Below are 20662 nucleotides of genomic sequence, written 5' to 3'. Positions count from 1 at the left end.
TCAGCCTGAGCTGCGGCCATGTATGTTGTCAATCCATGGAACCCTATGGTCATGTGATGGCCTAAAAAAGAAAAGGAGGTGTGTTATGACGATTAATCCATTGCAGCAGATCAGGGCACTTGGCCAGAGCATCTGGCTCGACTACATCCAGCGCAACATGCTGGAAAACGGTGAGATCAGCAGAATGATAGAGGAAGACGGACTGGCGGGGATGACTTCCAACCCGGCTATTTTTGAAAAGGCGATCAGCGAACATCATGACTACGATGAAGCGATTTCATCGCTTAAGCGCAGTGGGAGGCCACCCAAAGAGATTTTTGAGGCGTTAGCCCTGGACGATGTGGGCCGGGCAGCCGATTTGTTTCGGCGTCTCTACGATGAATCGAACGGCCATGATGGTTTTGTCAGTTTGGAGGTTTCACCCCATCTTGCTTACGATACTGAACAAACCATTAGCGAGGCTAAGCGGTTATGGGCAGCCCTCAACCGCCCTAACGTCTTGATCAAGGTGCCGGCAACCCAGGCAGGATTGGTTGCGATTGAGCATCTCATTGCTGAGGGGATCAACATCAACGTGACCATATTGTTCAGTGTGGAACGTTATCGACAGGTCGCCGATGCATTCATGAGGGGGCTGGAAACCCGCGTGGCGCAGCATAAGCCTGTTGATCACATTGCTTCCGTCGCCAGCTTTTTCCTGAGTCGCATTGATGTGTTGGTGGATCAACGCCTGGATGAGCTTGTCAAAACGGAGGAGGGCAAATCTGCCGGTGCTTTACGTGGTCAGGCTGCCATCGCCTGCGCCTACCTTGCCTATCAGCACTACCAGCATTGGGTTAACGATAACCGCTGGCAATCCTTGGCCAGCCGGGGCGCGCGAGCCCAGCGGTTGCTCTGGGCGAGCACGGGTACTAAAGATCCTGCTTACAGCGATATCAAATATGTCGAACCTTTAATCATCAAGGATACCATCAATACGATGCCACCCCAGACACTGGCTGCTTATCGTGATCATGGTCACCCTGTATTATGGAGCGGGCAGGGATTGGATGAGGCCCGTGCCTTGCCAGGAAAACTCCATGAATTCGGCATTGACCTTGAGGCAGTCGGCGAGCAACTGGAAGCGGAAGGCGTGCAAAAATTTAGTGCGCCTTTCGATAAATTGCTGGAACGGATAAACCACGGGTAACCTGTGTTTTGCCTGGCAAGTTGACGAGGATATCCGGTGTCATTTTCATTAATTTATACTCATCATACTTCATAATCCCTCATCCAGCCTTCTCCCAGCGGGAGAAGATTGATACCGAATTTTGAAGTATGATGAGTATATTTCCGGAAAAGAACATGATACCCAGTCGATTTGTCTGGATTCCAAGGGTTATCGCGATGATATCCCCGCTAATCTTTGCAATACTCTCTTCAGGTTGCGCCAGCTTCGCTAAAGGGGTTACGGAGGCAGTCATGAGCGGACAAGGTAAGAAAGAGAATGTCCGCAAGTGCTATGTGCGTGGCCGTCCGTTCGAGGGATTGGAAACCAAGTTAAAGAGACAGCAGCAGGCAGCTCAAATAAGCAAGGGTGATCATCCCGTGCTTAAGGTGCTTGTGGTGCATGGTATCGGTTCTCATCAGCCAGGTTACTCTACCCGCCTGGCCGAGAATCTGGCGCAGGCCCTTTCTCTCAATCGTGTTCAGGAGACGGTCAAGGAGATAACTATCACCCATCCGAGGTTTTTGGATCAGGAGCTGGGATTGCTCCGCCTGACACGCTACTTGAATACCGATGAGGGCAGGGAGATTATTTTCGCAGAACTTACCTGGAATCCCATCATAGCGAAGGAAAAGCAAACCATTAACTTTGATAACTCGGGTGAATATTCCTTCCGGCGCGCACCCATCAACAATATCATGAAGGTATTCGTCAATGACACCATCCCGGATGTGATGATGTTCAATGGCACCTCACGGCAACAGATCCATGTTTCTGTCGGTCAGTCTCTCTGCTGGCTCATGAGTGAAAGCTGGGCGTCACTTCAGACCAAGACTGCGCAATTCTGCGATGCAAGCGTTTCCACCAGCATTGACCGGCTGGATGATGAGTTTGTCTTTATCACACACAGTCTTGGCAGCCGGATTACCGTGGATGCGCTGCAATGGATAGCGAGTCTCGTCAGTGACATCACCAAGCCGGAAGCCGCTGTTGCCGGTAATTTACAGCCCCTGCAACATGCTGCAGTGACCCATCTTCCCACAAAAACAAGGAGCACTGTTATGGCACAAAAACGTCTCCTCCAGCAAAAGGAATTCACCGTTTTTATGCTTTCCAACCAGTTGCCGTTGCTGCAGTTGGGGCAACCCAAGCCGCAGGTTACCGGCCGGATCGCTGAGATTTGTGGCCCGGAGGCTGCCCATGAAACGGAAAGAATCTTCCGCAATACTCATCTCATTGCCTTAAGCGATCCTAACGATTTATTTAGCTACGCGCTTCCTCCCAGCTTTATCAATGAGTATGTGGATTCGCGTCTTTGTCCAACCTTGACCAACGCTATCCTAAACGTGTCTGATGTAACGGATATTTTCGTGGGACAGTTTGCCAATCCCCTGGCTGCTCATACCGAGTACGACAATGATCCGAGAGTGATCGGCCTTATCGCCAGAGGGATTGGCCATAGCGAAGTGGACCCCGAAGTCGCCGAGCGGTGTACTTGGCTGGAGTCAGTGCCGAATGGACAATAAAGAGCTGGCTAGCGGCAGAAAGAAAATAAAAAGTGTGGAAAATGGCATGAAGCGGCGCTAGTATTAATCGTTTTAAGGAATCACTATGCGCAGCATCGTTTTATTCATATTACTGTCAGCAACCCTGTCGACAGCGAGCTGGGCGGAGAACATCATCCGGCCGGGATTATGGGAGGTGACGACCCAGTCTGATTTATTGGCACTGGTACCTCACATCCCTTCGGAGCAAATGCAGCAACTTACCGCCCTGGCCAGGCAGTATGGCTTGGAGATGCCTCAAATCCGCAATGGCGCGGCGACCTCCAAAGTTTGTATTACGCCGGAAATGGCCAAGCAGGAGGTACCTTCTTATCTCTACGAAAATCAGTCTGGCTGCACGGTCACAAATGCCACCCGAACGGGCAATCGTTATCAGATGGAATTGATGTGCGATAACCCGCAATTCAAAGGAAAGGGTCATGCGGAAGGTGTTTTTATGACGCCTGAGAGCTTCTCGGGACAAACGGAGTTTGAAAGCGTAGTGCAGGGTACGCCAATCTACGCCCATGCCGATACCACAGGCCGATGGATAGGCGAGCGCTGTGAAGCGGTGCAGCCTTTGCGATAAGGCATCGGAAATGGTGATTATTAAGCAATGACAGCACATAGAGGCTATGGCCAAACCTGGTGGGGAGCGCAGTGGCTTAATTCCCTCTCACAAATTGATTATGACAACCGCCTGCCACGTGGACGCAGTTATGCCAACAAGGGAGCGGTAACGAAAATTGAAATTCAGCATGGAAAAATTCATGCCAAGGTAAAAGGCTCGCGCCCTCGCCCTTATGACGTGGCAATCAAGGTCCCGGCCATGCCTCAGCAACAGGCTAAAGCTTTACTTGATGCGCTGGCACTCGATCCGGTCATTATCTCGAAAATGCTCAATCGTGAGCTAGATCCCGCAGTTCTGGAACGTGCCAAAGCACTTAAGGTCGATATTTTCCCGGCGCGCTGGACCGATCTTTCCATGTCCTGCTCTTGTCCGGATTGGGCTGTGCCATGTAAACACCTGGCCGCGGTGATTTATCTGATCAGTCGGGAAATCGATGGCAATCCCTTTCTGGTATTTTCATTGAAGGGAGTCGATCTTACTAAGGAGCTGGCAGCACGTCATATTTCGATCGAGCGCGAGGCCAAGGCGACTTTGCCGACGGTAACGGCCTTGCTGGATCAGCCGTCGCAGCAGCAGGCAGCCCTGGTGCAGGATAGTGCTGGCCTGGAGGATTACAGCACACTCGATTATTCCATCTTGCCTGATCTTGCGGCTTCCCTGATGAGCGTATTGCCTGCGAATCCCGCTTTCTTTCGGCAAGGCGATTTTCGCATCATCTACGAAAAAGTGATGAAGCGCGTCATCAAGCAAGCTCGTCTTGCGCTTAAAACAGTTGCAGCGATGGCTGATATCAAGTCAGTAGCCATTACCCCGGCAGATAAACCGCGTGTTGTGCTTGATCACACCTATCAACCCGCCCTTGCCGGATTAACAGTGCAGGCGCGCTGGATAGATTGGGTATTCACACTGCAGCAGCTTGTCGAAGCTGATTTGCCTGATCTCCAACCAGAGGTAGCCGCCATGTACCATGCTCGCATGGTTAGCCTGCATCTGCTAGCACAAGGCGCGGTCTTGCCTCAAGTGTTCGCAGTGGGCGAATCGGAAGCAGGCTTGCGCTGGTTACCAGCGATGTTGGATGAGGCCGTCAGGACCTTGGTCAATCGACTGGCATCGCTGCTGCCGCCAGGATTGCTGGCTTATCGCAGCGGCAAGAAGGCGGTTAATCCCACTGGTGAAGCGCAAGTGCTTGCATTATGCAGCTTGTTTTTAGGTGAGTTGATCCGCTATTGGGGCGATGCTCGCAACCAGAAACCGTATGGCAACAAACTACTCGACCTGTTTTTTGGTCGCGGCCATGCCCGGTTTGATGGACCGGGCGAAGGGGAAGTAGGCTCCGGCGTGCAATTGTGGTTGTCGCGCTTTCATGTTGGTCAGCAAACTTATGTGCCGGTATTGCAGCTGGAGGATAACGGAGCGGAATTCAGTCTGTCGCTGGGGGTGGTCGCACGCGATAATCCTTTGCAGGAGCCTGTGCCATTCGCTCGCTTGCTGACGGATAAAGCATGGCAGACAAATCGCTACGGCGTGCTGCAAACGGTATCATTACTCGCCGAATTTTTTCCCGCCTTCAATCACTATATCAGTGCGGGTGCTACTGCCCCGGTCGCACTGAGTCCTGAAACTTTCCCCGCCTTTCTATTCGATACGCTGCCGATAATCCGGCTGCTTGGTATACGCGCATTGCTGCCCAAAGCGCTCGATCACCTCCTGCGGCCTCGGCTATCGATGAAGTTATCCAGCAAAAACACCGGCAGCACAGGTTTTCTCAATGCGAATGATATTTTTGGTTTTGACTGGACGGTGGCGATTGGCAATACCCAGCTCACCAGGGCCGAGTTTGAGGAATTGGTCAAGACTGCCCATGGCGTCGTGCGCTTCAAGGGTGAATATGTCTATCTCGAGCCTGCCGACATTGAACGGTTGCGCCGGCAACTAGAAAAACCGCCTCGCATTACCCCGGCTGAGCTGTTACGCACCGCCCTGAGCGAGGAGTATCTTGGCACGCCTATCAGTCTGGACGCAAAAGCGCGGGATATCATTCGTGAGTTGACTGAGATCAGCAATGTGCCGTTGCCCAGCGAGCTCAATGCAATCTTGCGGCCGTACCAGGAACGCGGCTATGCCTGGCTGTATCGCAATATTCGGGCCGGATTTGGCAGCGTTATGGCCGATGACATGGGGCTGGGAAAAACACTCCAGGTAATTGTTACTTTACTGAAACTCAAAGAAGAAGGAAGCCTGCATGAGGCAAAGGCGCTGGTGATTGTGCCGACCAGTTTGCTTACCAACTGGACCAAAGAAATTGCGCGATTTGCACCGACCCTGACGGTACACCTTTTTCATGGTGCGGAGCGGATGTTGGCAAAAGAGCGGGCGGATGTGCTACTCACTACCTACGGCAGGGTACGTACCGATCTCGCCAAGCTCAAGAAGCTTTCCTGGCGCATCGTCATTGTCGATGAAGCGCAGAACATCAAAAACTCCGTTGCTGCACAAACCAAGGCTGTGAAATCCATTCCTGCCTCTTCCTTCGTCGCCTTGACGGGCACACCGGTTGAAAACCGGCTAGCTGAATACTGGAGCATTATGGATTTTGCCAATCGCGGCTTTCTGGGCAATCTCACTCATTTCACCAAAGAGTTTGCCGTACCCATACAAAACGACCATGATCAGCAAGTGGCGCAGCGTTTCAAACGCGTCACCAGTCCGTTCTTGCTGCGACGCCTTAAATCAGATAAAAGCATTATCAGTGATTTGCCCGACAAGATCGAACAGAATCAATATTGCGAGCTGACTAACAAACAGGCGGCCTTGTATGAATCCGTCGTGCGTGAAGCGTTGCAGGTCATCAATGGCGAATCCGACACCTTCAAGCGTGAGGGGCTAATTCTGCAAATGATCATGGCCTTGAAGCAAATCTGCAATCATCCGGCGCAGTATCTCAAGAAAGGAGACAGCGACGCGAGCCTGTCCGGCAAAGCAGAACTGTTTCTCGATCTGCTCGATCCCATCTTCGCAGCCCATGAAAAAGTACTGGTATTTACGCAATTTCGCGAAGCAGGAGATTTACTGGCGGCATGGATCAAAACGCGGTATGGGCGGGAACCCCAGTTCCTGCATGGCGGTGTCGCACGAAAAACACGCGATATCATGGTGGAACGATTCCAGCATGATCGTACCGAGCGCGTTTTTTTGTTGTCGCTAAAGGCAGGTGGCACCGGTCTTAATCTGACAGCGGCCACCAATGTGATTCATTTCGATCTATGGTGGAATCCCGCTGTGGAAGCGCAAGCAACCGATCGGGCCTATCGCATCGGCCAGCAGCATAATGTCCAGGTCCATCGCCTGATTACCCGCGCCACCTTCGAGGAACGCATCAATGACATGATTCAATCCAAACGCGAGCTGGCTGACCTGACCGTCGGTATCGGGGAAAAATGGATGGGGAATCTAAGCAATGCCGAGCTTAAAGACGTGTTCAGTTTGGGATGAAAGTGCATTGTTGGGGACAGGTCTATATATTATGATATTAAATATAGACCTGTCCCTTCTTACTACCGTGAATAATGAAGGAGAGAGAGGGTGGTAGGTTCATGTTGCGGGTAAAACAGAGATATCTAAGATTCTCAGCCTTCTGCATTTTTAGATAACCCTAAAGGGCTAAGATCGCACGCCGTAAAAGAAGAATAACTTAATTACGGAAGCGAATAATATGTTTCTTACACATGAATTGATAAACGATGCAATTACTAAAAAAATCCCCATTAAGAAGCTCTTTAATTCGTCAATTGATAAGCTCTTAGATAATTATGTGGTTAGTGATTATGTAATAGCTGATCATATTCCAGAAATTATACTTAACGGAGGCCCCGCTAAGGAGTCCGCTCGTTTTTTCTTTGAGAAATATCGATTTTTAGCAAAATTCGATATCAGTAACATACTTGTAAAATATGATTTTGTTAGTCAGTATGATGTCCATAAAAAATTTCCGTATGAATTCTTAATAAATTTTTTTGACACATTTATCGTAGTCGAGATTGCGCCAAGCACCCTTCACACGGAATACGTTTTAATATCGCCTAACAATAAAAGCGGAGATAATTCCTTGGGCCAAGTGTTAGATGGACTTACGGCAGCCACTTCTATTATGGCGCTTTTTTCCAACCTCAACCCAGGTGCTCAAGTTGCTCTTCATATAAAAATAGGTCAGTTATTGGAGTATCTTAGAAGCGGAGTTGGTAAAAAGAAACGTTTTGGTATTTTCTAATTTCCTGATGTAGAAAATAACGTGAAAAAATGGGGTCGTGAAAAAAATGGGGGCGCGTCTTGCAATTGAGCATAGTGTGGAAAATTAATATTGTTGGGGACAGGTCTATATTTTATATAATAAAATATAGACCTGTCCCTTCTTACGCGTGTCCCTTCTTACGCGCATGCGGGTGTAAAAATTTTTGCGGAATGGCTTTAACGATAAAACGGTATGCTCATCTACTGATCGAACGTTTGATGCAGTACGTCAACAATGAGATGAAGCATTGAGAAAGTTGATTTGCCGATTAATAATTGAAGTCTTACATCACAAAAAAAAGGATTAGAATAATTCTTTGGATTTGAGAATGAAACATCAATCAAATTCAGAAATTTATTTGCCAGAAGAAATACCTAGCCGTTGTTGTATTTTAACTTATCCGAATCCGAGGAGAGATTATGAATCATCAAAAGAAATTCTCGCGTCGTAAGATAATAAAACTCATGGCATTAGGTGCTACCGTTCCCTTTGTGAGTGCATTCACTGACCAGGTGAAAGCGGCAAAAGCTTCCAAGGAAGCAATGCAGTATCGTAACAACCCAAACGGGAAGGAAAAATGTAGTAATTGCATGCAATTCATCCCAGGCAAGACACCTGAAGTTAGCGGCGAATGCAAAGTTGTAGAAGGCAGCATAAGCCCTGAAGGTTGGTGTAATGCGTATGCCCCAAAATCGTAATTGAGTACGCTGATTACTTATATCCTTATCCACAGGAGCTAACAGCATTGTTGGGGACAGGTCTATATTTTATGATATTAAATATAGACCTGTCCCTCCTTACTCATTATGCTTATGGCATGTAAGGAAGGTAGTAGCTATCACTATTTCTATATAGAATTCCACTACTTTGATTACGAGCTAGAGGTTGAATCATGAATAATACGGGGGATCCGAACAATGCGTAAGCAACATTAAGGTTCAGTGCGCTTATATGGAAATGTCCCAGGAATCGCACATGATTCTCGTGGCTCCTGAGACTCCAGTTTAGCGCAAATTTTCAGGGATAGAACTACCCTAAATACAAACTATACTTTATTAACAATCCGGCTTGTCAACCAATTGACCATTGCAGTTGGTTACAGGATGTTGAAAACCGCTAAAACTGGTGCTGGAAGACACCCAACTGCCATCAATTTTTTGACAAGTTGCAGACAGTTTGTTGTTTGCTACTGACGAATCTTTGCAAGTTCTGGCAAAGGAACCGGTGGGGCCAGTGCAAACTAGGTTACCATCGACGTTACTGATGATTCCCACGCAAGAAGTTGCGAATGGCAGTTCGCTATTCTTCTTCGATCCATCGAAACGGGTACAACTCGCGCTCAGCGTTTCTCCTTTCAGAACGATATTAGTGCACGTTTGCTGATAAGATCCCGCTGGATTATCAGCATAAGCGGGTGTTTGCAACGCGAACGCAGAAAAAACCAAAATGGCTGCTGAAATGATAATCTTAGTCATTGTTAAACCTTTTTCTATTTTAGTCAAAATAAATAGGTACAAAAACAACATACCCCAGCTATATCATGATGAACAGCACGACAATCTTAACCGTCAACTGCACATCATCCTCGATCCAACACCCATAATATAAGCAGCAATTGGATGATGGCTTTGTTTGTTAGGTGTGCAATCGGTGATTACCAGATACGCCTAACAGAATATTGAAATTAAAGATCAAACTTATAACGAAGCCAAATAAAACTTAAAGCTCTAACTATGTCGATACTTAAAGTCAGATCTCACTCAAAAATTTTTTATAGCGAATGAATTTACAAACAATGTTTTAATTAATTTTTAAAACTCTAAAGCAATGAATTTGTAGGGATTGGTGTAAATTTGGTGTTAACTTTTAACTTGTAGCTTCTAATAGCTTAATTTAATAAAGGTTACAATTTTCTGAAGAAATATAAAATAAGCAGAATTCTAAATTTGATGTAAGAAAAGTGCTAAAAAGCTTTTTTAAAAGTTATGGCAGTCAGCAGTCACACTACTTTTATATAAACACCCATTGTTGGGGACAGGTCTATATTTTATGATATTAAATATAGACCTGTCCCTTCTTACGGAGGAAATAAATTTGAGAAATACCGGCAGTTTCCTTCCGACGAAAAACAGAAATCTTCCGCAAGGACGGTGCGGGTAAGTGGGTGCTGTATGAATTTGGCAGGAATAATCCAGTCCATTTTGCCAGCTTGGAATTGACGATTGAGGGCGCTGCCTTATATGAGAATGCTGATGAGCATGGATTAGAGGGGGGGCACCAATTATCTTGGGTGCTAAAAAGCAACGCCCCTGGGAGGAAGAACTTCGCGTGAATCAAATACTATCGGCCGATGGTCGCTTAACATGGTGTTAGCCATCAGACTCGCATGACATGACTTCCTTCACCTCGCTGATCAATGATGTGCGTGCCTGCACGCTTTGCGCTGAACATTTGCCGCTTGGTCCGCGTCCGGTCTTCCAGGTGCATGAGTCGGCTCGCATCTTGATTGCAGGGCAGGCACCAGGCAAGAGGGTGCACGAAACGGGCATTCCGTTCAATGATCCAAGCGGTGACAGGCTGCGCGCATGGTTGGGGATCTCGTGCGAAACGTTCTATGACCCCAGGCAAGTAGCCATCCTGCCGATGGGTTTCTGCTTTCCCGGAACAGGCCAATCCGGCGATTTGCCTCCGCGACCCGAATGCGCGCTAGCGTGGCGGGCGGCATTGCTGTCCTACTTAAAGAATCTCCAATTCACGCTGGTACTGGGACAGTACGCACAAGCCTATCACCTGCCAAACGAAAGAGCATCGCTGACCGAGACCGTTCGAGCATGGCGGAAGAACTGGCCTGATATTGTTCCCCTTCCTCATCCGAGCCCGCGCAATAATCTGTGGCTCAAGCGCAATCCGTGGTTCGAGGAAGAGCTGATTCCTGCCCTTCGAGCGCGCGTGTCGGAAGTGCTCGAACGTCATGGTTAGTCCTGTCATTGGAGGGGCTTGACGAGCCATTCCTGGCCGTTTCTCAAGTTATTTGAATGTCAATCAATTTCCCCAGTAATATTGCCAGTCAATCTCCTCATCGTTATCGGCGCAATCAGTTTAACAGTGCTAGCCCGAATATTTCATAAATTGGCACGTGTCTTCACTTGCCTTTTGATTAATAAGAAAGATTTTGCTCAGTCGGGTGTATGAATCACTATACCCCTCCTTTTCAAAACTTCCCTATTAATCAAAATCCTGCGTGATCATCACGCGAATTTATGAAATATTCGGGCCAATGGCGACGATTTGCCCATCCTGCGTGGCGAGAACGGCTACGGTTCCTGATCCGCCATTTCCAGCACTTCGGTTGCTGTCAGCTGTCCGCTCATGTCACCGTTCCAGGTGGCGTTGAGCGGCAGCGTATTCTGCGCGCGCGCGGTGCGGTCTAGATAGGTCTGCAGGGTCATATGCGGTTGTGTGACTGGTATGGCTATGGCGCGCGGGCTGCGAATCACTTCGTTGAACAAGATTTGGTTGATCCGGACCTGGTGTTGCGCATTGCGCTTTTCCTTGGGCGTTGAGCGCGCGGCGCGCAACGATTTCTTGAGCAGCTTATCGTGATTGCGCTTGTCGTCTTCCAGGATGGGGTAGGCTTGCAGGTACAGCGCCCGGCCGCGCCAGCCGAGCAGGCGGGGCTGATTCACCACTCGCACCGGCGTGCCAACCGGGACCTTGCCGTAGATGCGCGCGATGTCTTCGGGATACATGCGCAGACAGCCGTGGCTACCGCGCAGACCGATGCTCGGCGGCTTGTCGGTGCCGTGAATGGCGTAGTTCGGCCAGGCCAATTTCAGCACATGGCTGCCCATCGGGTTGTCCGGGCCGGGCGGTACGACGGCGGGCAGCGGATCACCATTCTTCGCGTGTTCTTTGCGGATGGAAGGTGTCGGTATCCAGGTGGGATTCTCCTTCTTGGAGGCGATTTTGGTCGTACCTTCCGGTGTTTTCCATTCCACGCGTCCGATACCAAGCGGATGGGTAATGACCTTCTGCGGCTCGCCAGGCGCTGCCTTCGGAAAATAAAATAACCGCATCGCCGCGAGATTGATCACGATGCCTTTGCGCGGTGCGTCAGGCAGCACGAACTGGGTGGGAATCACGATTTCGGTGCCTGTTCCCGGTAGCCAGGGATCGACATCGGGGTTGGCGTTCACGATCTCTTCATAACCTAGGTTGAATCGCCGGGCGATATCGGAGAGCGTGTCCTCTTCGTTAACGGTGATGACTCGCAGTGTGCCGACCACATCCTCGCGGACGGGGTCGAAGCTGAATTCATGGCTGGCCACCGCAATGGGTAACGGCTTGGTTGCTGGAGTGGGCAATGCCGATTGGCTGGTCAGAAACGACTGGCAGCCGCCCAGAAGAAAAAGGACGCTGAGCAAACTGCACACCCAACCATAACGCGACGACGATGAAAGTGTTCTACTCATCTGCAACTCGAAAAGATTAGACATGTGAATTCATCTTAATGTGGGGAGATCATAACCATATTAATTACAAAGCGTAGCATGCCAATCAATGTCAGAGACCAGACCAGCAGCGCAAACCAGCCCCAATATTGGGGAATTATCGCCAGCGATCCGAAGCTTGTCGCTTTCGCCAGGGAAAGTGTGCAGGCCGCGTACATCCCCATGGGGAAAACCCTGCTCCATGAAGGAGGATCGTAGGCATGATATTGCCTGCCAAACGCCAGTCTTGACCACGGAAGAGTTTTTATCCACATGGGCGCTGAAGCTGTGATCCCCACGCGGGTGAATTTCCGGATATCCATGACCAGTAGATAGGGAGTCCACAATGTTCCCATACTCCATGCAACCCCGGTCATCCACAAAACGGTTTGCCGAATGTCTTCCCATCCTGGCAGGGTAGGCATGCGCATGACGAGCTCGGAGCCCGCCAGAACAATGATTGCCGCTGCCCCCATGCAGATCCAGTAAGGCGCATCCCAATCTCCAGGTTTAAATCGCCTGAAAAACAGGCGATAGGTCAATATTGTTATGATCAGCAGATACAGAATATAACCTACAACCCAGAAACTTCCTGCCATAAAATAGGCATAGCTGGTATGGACTTCCATTGCATCCAGAAGATGAATTCCCAGCAGGGATATCGATACGGTGCTGACGACCACCAGCAAGGTCGCGCCGTTCACGATTTCGTGCAGGGGTTTGCCTTGCATAGCGATAAAATCGAGCGCGATGAAATAGAGACATCCGAACCAGCCAATCAGGGCAACCAGCCCTAACCCAATGGCCCATCCCGTTGCCTGCTGGAAGGTGACAAGCTGCATGCCGATGGTATTGGTGCCAACCACGAACGTCAGAAAAAGTACTGCACGCCGCGGAGTTCTCAAGTCCACCATTAAATCTGGCCGGAAAAAAGCCGTCCGCGCAGCCAGGATGGTGCACAAGATCAGATAAAAAATCAGATTCAGCGTGAAAAGCGCCTTCGCTATGCCGGGGAAAGTCATGGCTTCAAAAGCAATCGACATGATACCGGTGGCCATTACCATGGCAAAATAGGCGGGATGAAAATCCTTTATACCGTTGCTGAGGATGACGCTGCACCGTTTCATGATAGCGTCAATATAATTAATCTCTTCTCGCCAGTAGTAATATTGGAAATCTTACTGACTTGATTTTCTACCCTTTTCTTTCGTAACCGGATTTTGTAAGGTATAGCCATTCTCTTTCATCTTATACCCTCCATAAGCGCCCGCACCCGCCGCAACCAACGTCCAGCAACCGGATAGCAGGGGCAGTATCATCAGGAAAGCCACCATGCTCAGTATCTGTTTTTCCTTCATTCGTAAATTCCTGTAGCAAATGATATTTCAATGATTTCAATCAGCTTGCTGAAAATCTTTTTACAGCATCATTATACAAAATTATGAGAAGATTACAGGCTATCCCGCAGGCTTACAATCGCTTTGCGGCGTTTGTTTAATGCATCCATAATCTGAGGAAACTAAGAAAAAGAAGGCTGGTGGAGCGTTATTAAATTGATTACAAAAAAATTATTAGATGAATAATGCCGCGAGCTTAAGATGAGGCGCCACTATAAATTGCTTAAGCGTATTGAAGACCCAATCGATGCGTTTGTCCTTGGGAAAAAGCGGGTGCTAATTCGGTAATGGCGGATACTTTGCCAATTCGCTTGGTGATCCACGGTGGCGCCGGTGCGATTACGCGCAGCAGGCTGACAGTGGAACGCGAGCAAGCTTATACGCAGGCGCTTGCGCAATCGTTGGCTGCTGGCTATGCGGTGCTGGAAGCTGGCGGCAGCAGCGTTGATGCTGTGATTGCAGCGATTGGGGTGATGGAGGATTCACCCTTGTTCAATGCGGGCAGAGGCGCGGTGTTCAGTCATGCTGGCCGCAACGAACTGGAAGCGTCGATTATGGAGGGTTCCACGCTCATGGCAGGGGCTGTTGCCGCGGTTACGACGATCCGTAACCCGATTCGCGCTGCGCACGCCGTGATGACGAAAAGCGCGCATGTGATGCTGATCGGCGAGGGCGCCGAAGCCTTCGCTGCCGAGCAGGGTCTGGAGATTGTGGATCCATCCTATTTCTACACGCAATACCGCTGGGACCAGTTGCAAAAAGCAATCGCCAAAGAACATGTGTTGCGCGATCACGATGCTGGCCCGACTACATCGCTGCCGGATAGGGATGAAAAGCGTGGAACGGTCGGCGCCGTAGCATTGGATCGTTACGGCAATCTTGCCGCCGGCACCTCGACCGGCGGGCTTACCAATAAACGCTTCGGACGCGTGGGTGATTCGCCGCTCATCGGCGCCGGCACCTACGCAGACAACCGCTCGATTGCGGTATCCGCGACCGGTACCGGAGAAATGTTTATTCGGACTTTGGCTGCGTTCAACACAGCGGCGCAGGTGCGGCTGCAGCACGCGCCGATTGCCGAGGCAGCCGATAACGTGCTGGCAGAAATCGCCGCCATCGGTGGCGATGGTGGTTTGATTGTATTGGACGCAACAGGCAATTATGCGATGCGCTTCAATACCAGCGGCATGTATCGCGGCGCCATCGGTAACGATGGCATCGCACGGCTGGGCATTTTCCCGGGGGCTGAAACGCCGGTTACGTGTCTCCCTGCATCTGCCCCATGAAAGCCGCATCAGCCTGGAATCAAAAGGGTCAAGCTTGGTGGAATCTGTCAAATGTAAGCTCTTGCTGCGAATTATCCTGGCAGTGCCTTTGCAAGTTATCCTGGAGGTTCCCTTGGGTTAAAAATAATCCTGACGGATTGATAGTTAACTATCTATTCGTGGAAATACTTCAGCGTTTGATCCCGTTGACTCATTGTGTGGTGACGCACTGTCTTCGTCTTTCCTTTCTGAGCTGGCTCTTTCCCTTGGTCGTTATTCGCTTGAATGTACCAGAGTCATCAGAGTACTTTTTAACCCGAATATTTCATAAATTCGCGTGATGATCACGCAGGATTTTGATTAATAGGGAAGTTTTGAGAAAGAGGGGTGTAGTGATTCATACGCCCGACTGAGCAAAATCTTTCTTATTAATCAAAAGGCAAGTGAGGGCACGTGCCAATTTATGAAATATTCGGGTTAATATGAGTGAGGCAAAATTCCTTTTTTAGATCATTCCTTAGGATGTTTGACAATATGGGTGATCCTCGGTACATTCCTGCTAGTAGGCAAAGGGTGTTTGTATTTCCCTACTGCGAATGTAGCTGGGTTGGAGCTTCTCAAGCACGGCCGTGCGGCGCTGATCAGAATCAATATCAAGACCTCCGCCGGACTCACGTTGCATGATCCTATGCCGAGACTCGAAGCGGCCAGTCTATGCAGTACTCCGAGAAGCGTTGCCAGGAGGCGCAGCCTTGAGCGCCTTGGCGCGTGAGCCACAGATTAAATCTTTTTTGAACAGCCTGCCTAAACCATGCGTTTCCAATGGAGTCACACTGATACTTATGTTCAAAAGAAAAATCGTTTCACTATCGATCATCGTGAAAAATCTACTGTGTCATCGCATGACCGGGTTGCGTAGCGCCCGGGTCCTTGCCCATCCATCTGATAAGCCTCGTATTCTGCACGCCGGGCGTCGTACCCCTCGGCCATCGATTATAGTTTTTAAAAGTTTTCTCTTGCTGCTTTTGCTCATCGGCGCTGAAACATTTGCCCAAGGGGCGCGCAATGTGGATGGGTGCAGCATCCGGCGAGGCACATTTTGTGTGGACATGAATCTGTATGGCGCCGATCTTCAAAGTGCGAGTCTGGCAAATTCCCAGTTCACCCGTTCGGTGCTTTCCGGGGCGAATCTGACTGGGGCCAATCTGAATGAAGCGAATTTGTCGAGTGCTCAACTGCGTGGAGCCAATTTGAGCCAGGCCTCGCTGGTAAAAACGAATGCCCGGGGAGCGCGCTTCAATGACGCGCAGCTTGTTGGCGCAAATTTGCGAGGTGCCATTCTACAGAATGCGGATCTGAGCGGTGCTAATTTGACAGGATCCGTGTTGACCAACGCGGATCTCACTAACGCCAAACTCGGCGGCGCTATGCTTAACAATGCCAACCTGCTAGGCGCTAATATGCGCGCAGCCAATTTGCGGGGAGCCTCTCTGGTTAACGCCAATTTACAGGGGGTAGATTTCACCGGCGTCGATCTAACCGATGCCGATCTGAGTGGGGCGAATCTCGATCAAGCTATTTTTACCATGGTGAAAACGAACGGATGCAAGGGCTGCCCCTGATTCTATACTCGCGTTTGATTTTTTCGTATCAGCCGAGAAAACCAGCGTGGTTTTACTAGAGGCTAGATTGATCGAGTCCAATCCAAACGATTATGCTAACGATGACTCAGTCATTTGAGAGACGCTACACTAGCCCGAATATTTCATAAATTGGCACGTGTCCTCACTTGTCTTTTGATTAATAAGAAAGATTTTGCTCAGTCGGGTGTATGAATCACTAGACCCTTCCTTCTCAAAACTTCCCGACTAATCAAAATCCTGCGTGATCATCACGCGAATTTATGAAATATTCGGGCTAGAAAGCCTCTGAGCCTCTGAACGAACCGCGAAGCGAGAGATTATCAGAGGCTTCCTTGGTAGAAGAATTGAAAATGTGGACAGGTTTTACCTCTTTACAGCTTGACGTCCGAAGCGGGATGCATTGAGTTCCACATCGGCGCGCGCCCAAGCCTTTTTGAAACGCGCTTCGATAAGCGCCGCCTGATCATCCTTCTTTTGTGCGCGTAGCGCCTGCATCAAGCCATAAAGCGCCCAGCCGTTGTTGCGATTCCTCTTCAGGTCTTCCCAATAGACTGTTTCCGCTTCGTCCGGGCGCCCTGACTCCAGCAGAATAGCACCCAGTGCCAGCCGGGGTGGAAAGTGAAATTCCAATGGTTCCGTGTACACTAGGGCATCCTCAAGGCGAACCGCGCGTTCAAGGTGTGCAATGGCCTGGTCGAACTGTCCACGCGCGGCGGCGATTTCGCCTGCGAGCACTTCAGGCGCGACGCTTAGCACGGTGCGTGGGGTATTTTTCGACAATAGCGGACCGCCCAGCGATGAGTCTTTCATGATCTCGCGCAACGCCTCCAGCTCCTGCCCGGCTTGCTGCAATTGTCCTGTAGCGACAAATGCGAGGCCGCGTACATAATGCCAGCTTCCTTTCAGAAATGCGTTGGTAGACGGCGGCGCAGGTTCATCAAAGATCGCTTGCCAGTGCCCGAATCTCGCAAGCGCCCAGTATGGCTGCATGCGGAACAGTGCGGTTAGCGGCAAATCTTTTAGTGTGGCATCGTCTATTCTGCTGGCCGCCTCTCGTGCTGATTCGATTGCAATCCTGCTTTGGCCATCTATCGTCGCAGCGAACGACAGGAAATGGAGATTATGCGGATAATAGACCAGCGGATAAATTCCCTGCGCGCGGCTCTGCGCGATGTAATTCTCGTCCGCAGCAATGGCAAGCTGATTGCTCTTCATCGCGTCGGCATATCGACCCACGCGCAGATAGATGTGCGAGGGCATATGTATCATGTGCCCTGCTGCGGGCATCAGCGTCAGCAACGTATCAGCCGCCTTTTCTGCGCGTTCCGGTGTATTTGTTGCTTCGACGAGGTGAATATACATATGCAGCGCGCCCGGATGCCGCGGATTGCGCTGTATCACTTTCTCAGTGAGTGCGACGATTTGAGTTGTTCCTTCTCGCGAATAACCATCACGCATCCAATAATCCCAAGGATGGATGTTCATCATCGATTCGATATAGAGTGTCGCAATATCATCATCGTCCGGAAAACGCTGGTGCACATCCCGCATTGCATCCGCATAGGCTTTGTCGTTTGCTGCGCGCTGCTCAGGCTTTCCTGTATAGCGCTTCTCGAGCGCGCTGATAAGCGCCCGCTCCCGCGGTGACGCTTCAGCCGCGGTTGCTACAGCCTTTTGAACGAGTTCCAGAGCCTGCGCTTCATCCTGCGGATCCATGGGTGCGTTGATGTTGGGGCCGAGCACCAGCGCCTGGCCCCAATAAGCCATAGCCAGCGCGGGGTCAAGCCGTGCTGCTTCCCGGAATGCGCGGCGCGCTTCCGCATGGTTGAATCCATAAGCGAGATTCAAGCCTTGGTTGATGTACTGTTGCGCTAATTGGTTACGTGTACTGACCGGAAATGTATGAGAACCCAGGTTCTGCAAACTTGGCGCAAGCTGACCATCCGAGCCTGGGTTATCCGCTCTACCGGATGGTGCAGCATGCTTGTGGCCACCTGCAGATCCTGCAGCCGCTTCGTATTTTTTGGCCGAAGCCGCCTCGCCAGTCTCTGCGAATGCGCTGGAAACACTTGCAACGGTCAGGGTCAGGCTGATGATCATTGAATGAATGACACGGAGTTGCATGAACGTTACCTCCTTAGTAGGTATTTTTTATGAGCATGAACATTTTATTTCTGCGCTCCCAAGAATTAATTCTCCGCAGTAGTGGGATCAATCACGGAATGGATTCGAGAAATGCGATTAGCGGGAAATTCACCCTGTTCAGCATGCGCTCTGATGGTAGCCTCGTCGGGCGCGATGTAGAGGCAATAAACCTTATCGTCCGTTACGTAACTTTCCAGCCACTGAATTTGTGAGCCCATATGGTTCAGGATGCTGCAGGATTTCTGTGAAATAGCCTGAAGATCCTGTGACGTCAGGGAACCGGCGCCAGGAATGTCGCGTTCGATGATATATTTTGGCATTTTTCATCTCCTATAGAATTAAGATTAAATAATATGACCGGTCGTTTTTTTTTGGTGCAAAAAAAATCACGGCTTGAAAAAATCTTCCAGCAAATCCTTGCAACATTGCTTAACTGGGGCAGATGATTTTTCTATTTTCATCCTCAGTAAGGCCCCCTGCCAGGCATTTATCAGCAAATCCGCCATCTCTTCAGCCGATTTGTCCGATCTTACCGTGCCCTGCTGCTGTGCTTTAGTCAGCCCGGATCGCAATAAATCCCGATAACGCCCAACGGCGGATTGAAGGGACTTCCGGCAAATTTCGCTGGTATCGCCTATTTCCCCCATCAGATTGCCCAATAGACAGCCGCCCTTAAACTCATTTTTTTCAAGCTCCATGATGAGTTCATCGAAATAATGCCGTATCGCAGCCAGCGCGTCGGTTTCGGATTGTTGCAGATGCACCGCTAATTGTGCGATAAAGGGATCAACGTAGTGCTGGATAACTTCCGCGCCAAAATTTTCTTTACTGCCAAAGTAATTATAAAAAGAGCCCTTGGGAATATTTGCCGCATCAAGGATTTCCTGTAGCCCCGTACCATGATAACCTTGCTCCATGAGCATGGCCACCCCCTGATTCAACAGGGTTTCTCGCTTGAGTTCTTTTTTCGTCACTTTAGGCATATTTTTATAATATGACCGGTCGTATTGGTATGTCAAGAAAAGAATCAGCGCTTCCCCGTCCTGAAGGGCGAGGCTTGCCGCGCAACTGATCAAAAAGACCATACTCTCTTATCCAAATAAGAATGTAATCGATGGCTGTTATAGAATATGGATATGTAATTCAATATATCCTGCTGCTGAGAATAGCCTTGGCTTTCACGGCACATTTAAAGGTGTGCAAGGTGTAGGTGTTAAGATTATTAAACAATCACGGGCGATATCGATAAATTGGAAAAACACCTTCTAATTCAGAAGTAATCCGATTGGTAGAACAGCGCAGAATAGGAACAGGCCACAGTTATCGGTGATGTAAGAAACAGATTGCTGGATTCTGGTTCTACAATTTTGCGCGATCGTCCAGACTTGCCGCTAACTGTTCGTCTCCCATGAATCGCCGATACCTGTGCCGTGGAACGTTCATTGTCCAGCACGTTGTGTCATTCATTGCATGTCGAATCTCATTCGCCAACCCTGATTCCAATTCATGACGGAATACTCGCGGTGAGCTTTCTCTGTCTACAAGTAAAACGGTGTTCTCTTCCCATATTATCCGTCATCCGATTGATGAGCTGGTTAGGCATACATCAAGCGACTCGGGGTTCTGGGACCGGGCGGCCAAGCTCACGAGCAGTTTGGAATCGCTCTCCTAATGCCGTCATTTCGTGCCTCCCTTTTCGAGTTGATTAAGTTAATTCCTTTCGCAATATTAGGAAAAATTCCTTGAAGGAACTTAATTGATAAAAAAAAGTCTGTATTTATATTACTTCACAAAAATTTCACAAATTATCATTTGATATTTTTAGATAGGGCAATAGCGTTATTGACAACGATACTGTTTTGATCCCTAGAGCATGTAGATGCTAGCGTAGTGGCCATTGGGCTGTAGCGCTGGATGGTCATGAAGCCAAGGTAAGGTCTCACGACAAGGCATTGAAGTGCCTTTAATGGTGGAATCATAACTTGAAGAGGAGGAAAGAGGCCATGGATGCTTTGAAACCGGTACTTCCAAAGATTTTTCATTTCTGGAAAA

General features: G+C 49.4%; 17 protein-coding genes. 10 read left to right on the top strand and 7 right to left on the bottom strand.

What is annotated here, in order from left to right:
- The first annotated feature begins 85 nt into the window (after positions 1–85).
- From tal to BLP80_RS00260, 6 genes are all read left to right on the top strand, one after another.
- Entirely contained in the window at positions 86–1189 is a 1104-nt protein-coding gene (gene tal / locus BLP80_RS00290) for a transaldolase (RefSeq protein ID WP_090538976.1), read from the top strand.
- A gap of 272 nt (positions 1190–1461) precedes the next feature.
- Positions 1462–2733, top strand: a complete 1272-nt coding sequence (locus tag BLP80_RS00280; protein ID WP_090538973.1) for a hypothetical protein — start codon at positions 1462–1464, stop codon at positions 2731–2733.
- Positions 2734–2818: 85 nt separating this feature from the next.
- Positions 2819–3340 (top strand): DUF3617 domain-containing protein, encoded by a 522-nt coding sequence (locus BLP80_RS00275; protein ID WP_090538972.1) that lies wholly within the window; start codon positions 2819–2821, stop codon positions 3338–3340.
- 27 nt (positions 3341–3367) lie between these two features.
- Positions 3368–6874: a DEAD/DEAH box helicase gene (locus tag BLP80_RS00270; protein ID WP_090538970.1), complete on the top strand. Its 3507-nt coding sequence runs from the start codon at positions 3368–3370 to the stop codon at positions 6872–6874.
- Positions 6875–7094: 220 nt separating this feature from the next.
- A complete protein-coding gene (locus BLP80_RS00265; RefSeq protein ID WP_090538968.1) occupies positions 7095–7649 on the top strand; it encodes a hypothetical protein in 555 nt (184 codons plus the stop codon).
- Positions 7650–8089: 440 nt separating this feature from the next.
- Positions 8090–8368 (top strand): high-potential iron-sulfur protein, encoded by a 279-nt coding sequence (locus tag BLP80_RS00260; protein WP_090538966.1) that lies wholly within the window; start codon positions 8090–8092, stop codon positions 8366–8368.
- Between the two features lie 357 nt (positions 8369–8725).
- On the opposite strand, the gene BLP80_RS00255 is transcribed toward BLP80_RS00260, so the two are convergent.
- Positions 8726–9145 carry a CVNH domain-containing protein gene (locus BLP80_RS00255; protein WP_176754216.1) on the bottom strand — a complete coding sequence of 140 codons (420 nt, stop codon included), beginning with the start codon at positions 9143–9145 and terminating at the stop codon, positions 8726–8728.
- Between the two features lie 1006 nt (positions 9146–10151).
- On the opposite strand from BLP80_RS00255, the gene BLP80_RS00250 reads away from it, so the two are divergent.
- Positions 10152–10649 (top strand): uracil-DNA glycosylase family protein, encoded by a 498-nt coding sequence (locus BLP80_RS00250; protein WP_256324890.1) that lies wholly within the window; start codon positions 10152–10154, stop codon positions 10647–10649.
- Positions 10650–10984: 335 nt separating this feature from the next.
- Here the strand turns inward: BLP80_RS00250 and BLP80_RS00245 are convergent, their stop codons facing one another.
- The 3 genes from BLP80_RS00245 to BLP80_RS00235 are packed head-to-tail and all read right to left on the bottom strand — an operon-like array spanning position 10985 to position 13518.
- Positions 10985–12166 carry a L,D-transpeptidase family protein gene (locus tag BLP80_RS00245; RefSeq protein ID WP_256324889.1) on the bottom strand — a complete coding sequence of 394 codons (1182 nt, stop codon included), beginning with the start codon at positions 12164–12166 and terminating at the stop codon, positions 10985–10987.
- Between the two features lie 11 nt (positions 12167–12177).
- Positions 12178–13287, bottom strand: a complete 1110-nt coding sequence (locus BLP80_RS00240; protein WP_090538960.1) for a tellurite resistance/C4-dicarboxylate transporter family protein — start codon at positions 13285–13287, stop codon at positions 12178–12180.
- A gap of 51 nt (positions 13288–13338) precedes the next feature.
- The gene (locus BLP80_RS00235; protein ID WP_090538958.1) at positions 13339–13518 is read right to left on the bottom strand and encodes a hypothetical protein; all 180 of its coding nucleotides are present in this window, start codon (positions 13516–13518) and stop codon (positions 13339–13341) included.
- Between the two features lie 326 nt (positions 13519–13844).
- Here BLP80_RS00235 and BLP80_RS00230 point away from each other — a divergent pair, with 326 nt between their 5' ends.
- The 3 genes from BLP80_RS00230 (at position 13845) to BLP80_RS00225 (ending at position 16444) form a co-directional block, all read left to right on the top strand.
- A complete protein-coding gene (locus tag BLP80_RS00230) occupies positions 13845–14843 on the top strand; it encodes an isoaspartyl peptidase/L-asparaginase family protein (RefSeq protein ID WP_090538955.1) in 999 nt (332 codons plus the stop codon).
- Positions 14844–15360: 517 nt separating this feature from the next.
- A complete protein-coding gene (locus tag BLP80_RS15045; protein WP_176754215.1) occupies positions 15361–15594 on the top strand; it encodes a hypothetical protein in 234 nt (77 codons plus the stop codon).
- A 70-nt stretch (positions 15595–15664) separates the two neighbouring features.
- Positions 15665–16444 carry a pentapeptide repeat-containing protein gene (locus BLP80_RS00225; RefSeq protein ID WP_218120328.1) on the top strand — a complete coding sequence of 260 codons (780 nt, stop codon included), beginning with the start codon at positions 15665–15667 and terminating at the stop codon, positions 16442–16444.
- A gap of 384 nt (positions 16445–16828) precedes the next feature.
- Here BLP80_RS00225 and BLP80_RS00220 read toward each other — a convergent pair whose 3' ends face one another.
- From BLP80_RS00220 to BLP80_RS00210, 3 genes are all read right to left on the bottom strand, one after another.
- Positions 16829–18589, bottom strand: coding sequence for a tetratricopeptide repeat protein (locus tag BLP80_RS00220; protein WP_090538953.1), 1761 nt, complete (start codon positions 18587–18589; stop codon positions 16829–16831).
- Positions 18590–18654: 65 nt separating this feature from the next.
- Positions 18655–18930: a DUF4242 domain-containing protein gene (locus BLP80_RS00215; protein ID WP_090538951.1), complete on the bottom strand. Its 276-nt coding sequence runs from the start codon at positions 18928–18930 to the stop codon at positions 18655–18657.
- 66 nt (positions 18931–18996) lie between these two features.
- Positions 18997–19593, bottom strand: coding sequence for a TetR/AcrR family transcriptional regulator (locus BLP80_RS00210; RefSeq protein ID WP_090539211.1), 597 nt, complete (start codon positions 19591–19593; stop codon positions 18997–18999).
- Positions 19594–20662 lie beyond the last annotated feature (1069 nt).

Origin of the sequence: Nitrosomonas sp. Nm132 (genome assembly GCF_900100485.1) — a bacterium.
GTDB lineage: Bacteria > Pseudomonadota > Gammaproteobacteria > Burkholderiales > Nitrosomonadaceae > Nitrosomonas.
The sequence above is the reverse complement of the archived record's forward strand: the minus strand, read 5'-3'. Positions and strand labels throughout refer to the sequence as shown.

What these genes read in the sequence shown, in the direction of transcription:
- tal (WP_090538976.1), top strand. Translation starts at nt 86, where the DNA reads ATGACGATTAATCCATTGCAGCAGATCAGGGCACTTGGCCAGAGCATC.
- BLP80_RS00280 (WP_090538973.1), top strand. Translation starts at nt 1,462, where the DNA reads ATGAGCGGACAAGGTAAGAAAGAGAATGTCCGCAAGTGCTATGTGCGT.
- BLP80_RS00275 (WP_090538972.1), top strand. Translation starts at nt 2,819, where the DNA reads ATGCGCAGCATCGTTTTATTCATATTACTGTCAGCAACCCTGTCGACA.
- BLP80_RS00270 (WP_090538970.1), top strand. Translation starts at nt 3,368, where the DNA reads ATGACAGCACATAGAGGCTATGGCCAAACCTGGTGGGGAGCGCAGTGG.
- BLP80_RS00265 (WP_090538968.1), top strand. Translation starts at nt 7,095, where the DNA reads ATGTTTCTTACACATGAATTGATAAACGATGCAATTACTAAAAAAATC.
- BLP80_RS00260 (WP_090538966.1), top strand. Translation starts at nt 8,090, where the DNA reads ATGAATCATCAAAAGAAATTCTCGCGTCGTAAGATAATAAAACTCATG.
- BLP80_RS00255 (WP_176754216.1), bottom strand. Translation starts at nt 9,145, where the DNA reads ATGACTAAGATTATCATTTCAGCAGCCATTTTGGTTTTTTCTGCGTTC.
- BLP80_RS00245 (WP_256324889.1), bottom strand. Translation starts at nt 12,166, where the DNA reads ATGTCTAATCTTTTCGAGTTGCAGATGAGTAGAACACTTTCATCGTCG.
- BLP80_RS00240 (WP_090538960.1), bottom strand. Translation starts at nt 13,287, where the DNA reads ATGAAACGGTGCAGCGTCATCCTCAGCAACGGTATAAAGGATTTTCAT.
- BLP80_RS00235 (WP_090538958.1), bottom strand. Translation starts at nt 13,518, where the DNA reads ATGAAGGAAAAACAGATACTGAGCATGGTGGCTTTCCTGATGATACTG.
- BLP80_RS00230 (WP_090538955.1), top strand. Translation starts at nt 13,845, where the DNA reads ATGGCGGATACTTTGCCAATTCGCTTGGTGATCCACGGTGGCGCCGGT.
- BLP80_RS00225 (WP_218120328.1), top strand. Translation starts at nt 15,665, where the DNA reads ATGTTCAAAAGAAAAATCGTTTCACTATCGATCATCGTGAAAAATCTA.
- BLP80_RS00220 (WP_090538953.1), bottom strand. Translation starts at nt 18,589, where the DNA reads ATGCAACTCCGTGTCATTCATTCAATGATCATCAGCCTGACCCTGACC.
- BLP80_RS00215 (WP_090538951.1), bottom strand. Translation starts at nt 18,930, where the DNA reads ATGCCAAAATATATCATCGAACGCGACATTCCTGGCGCCGGTTCCCTG.
- BLP80_RS00210 (WP_090539211.1), bottom strand. Translation starts at nt 19,593, where the DNA reads ATGCCTAAAGTGACGAAAAAAGAACTCAAGCGAGAAACCCTGTTGAAT.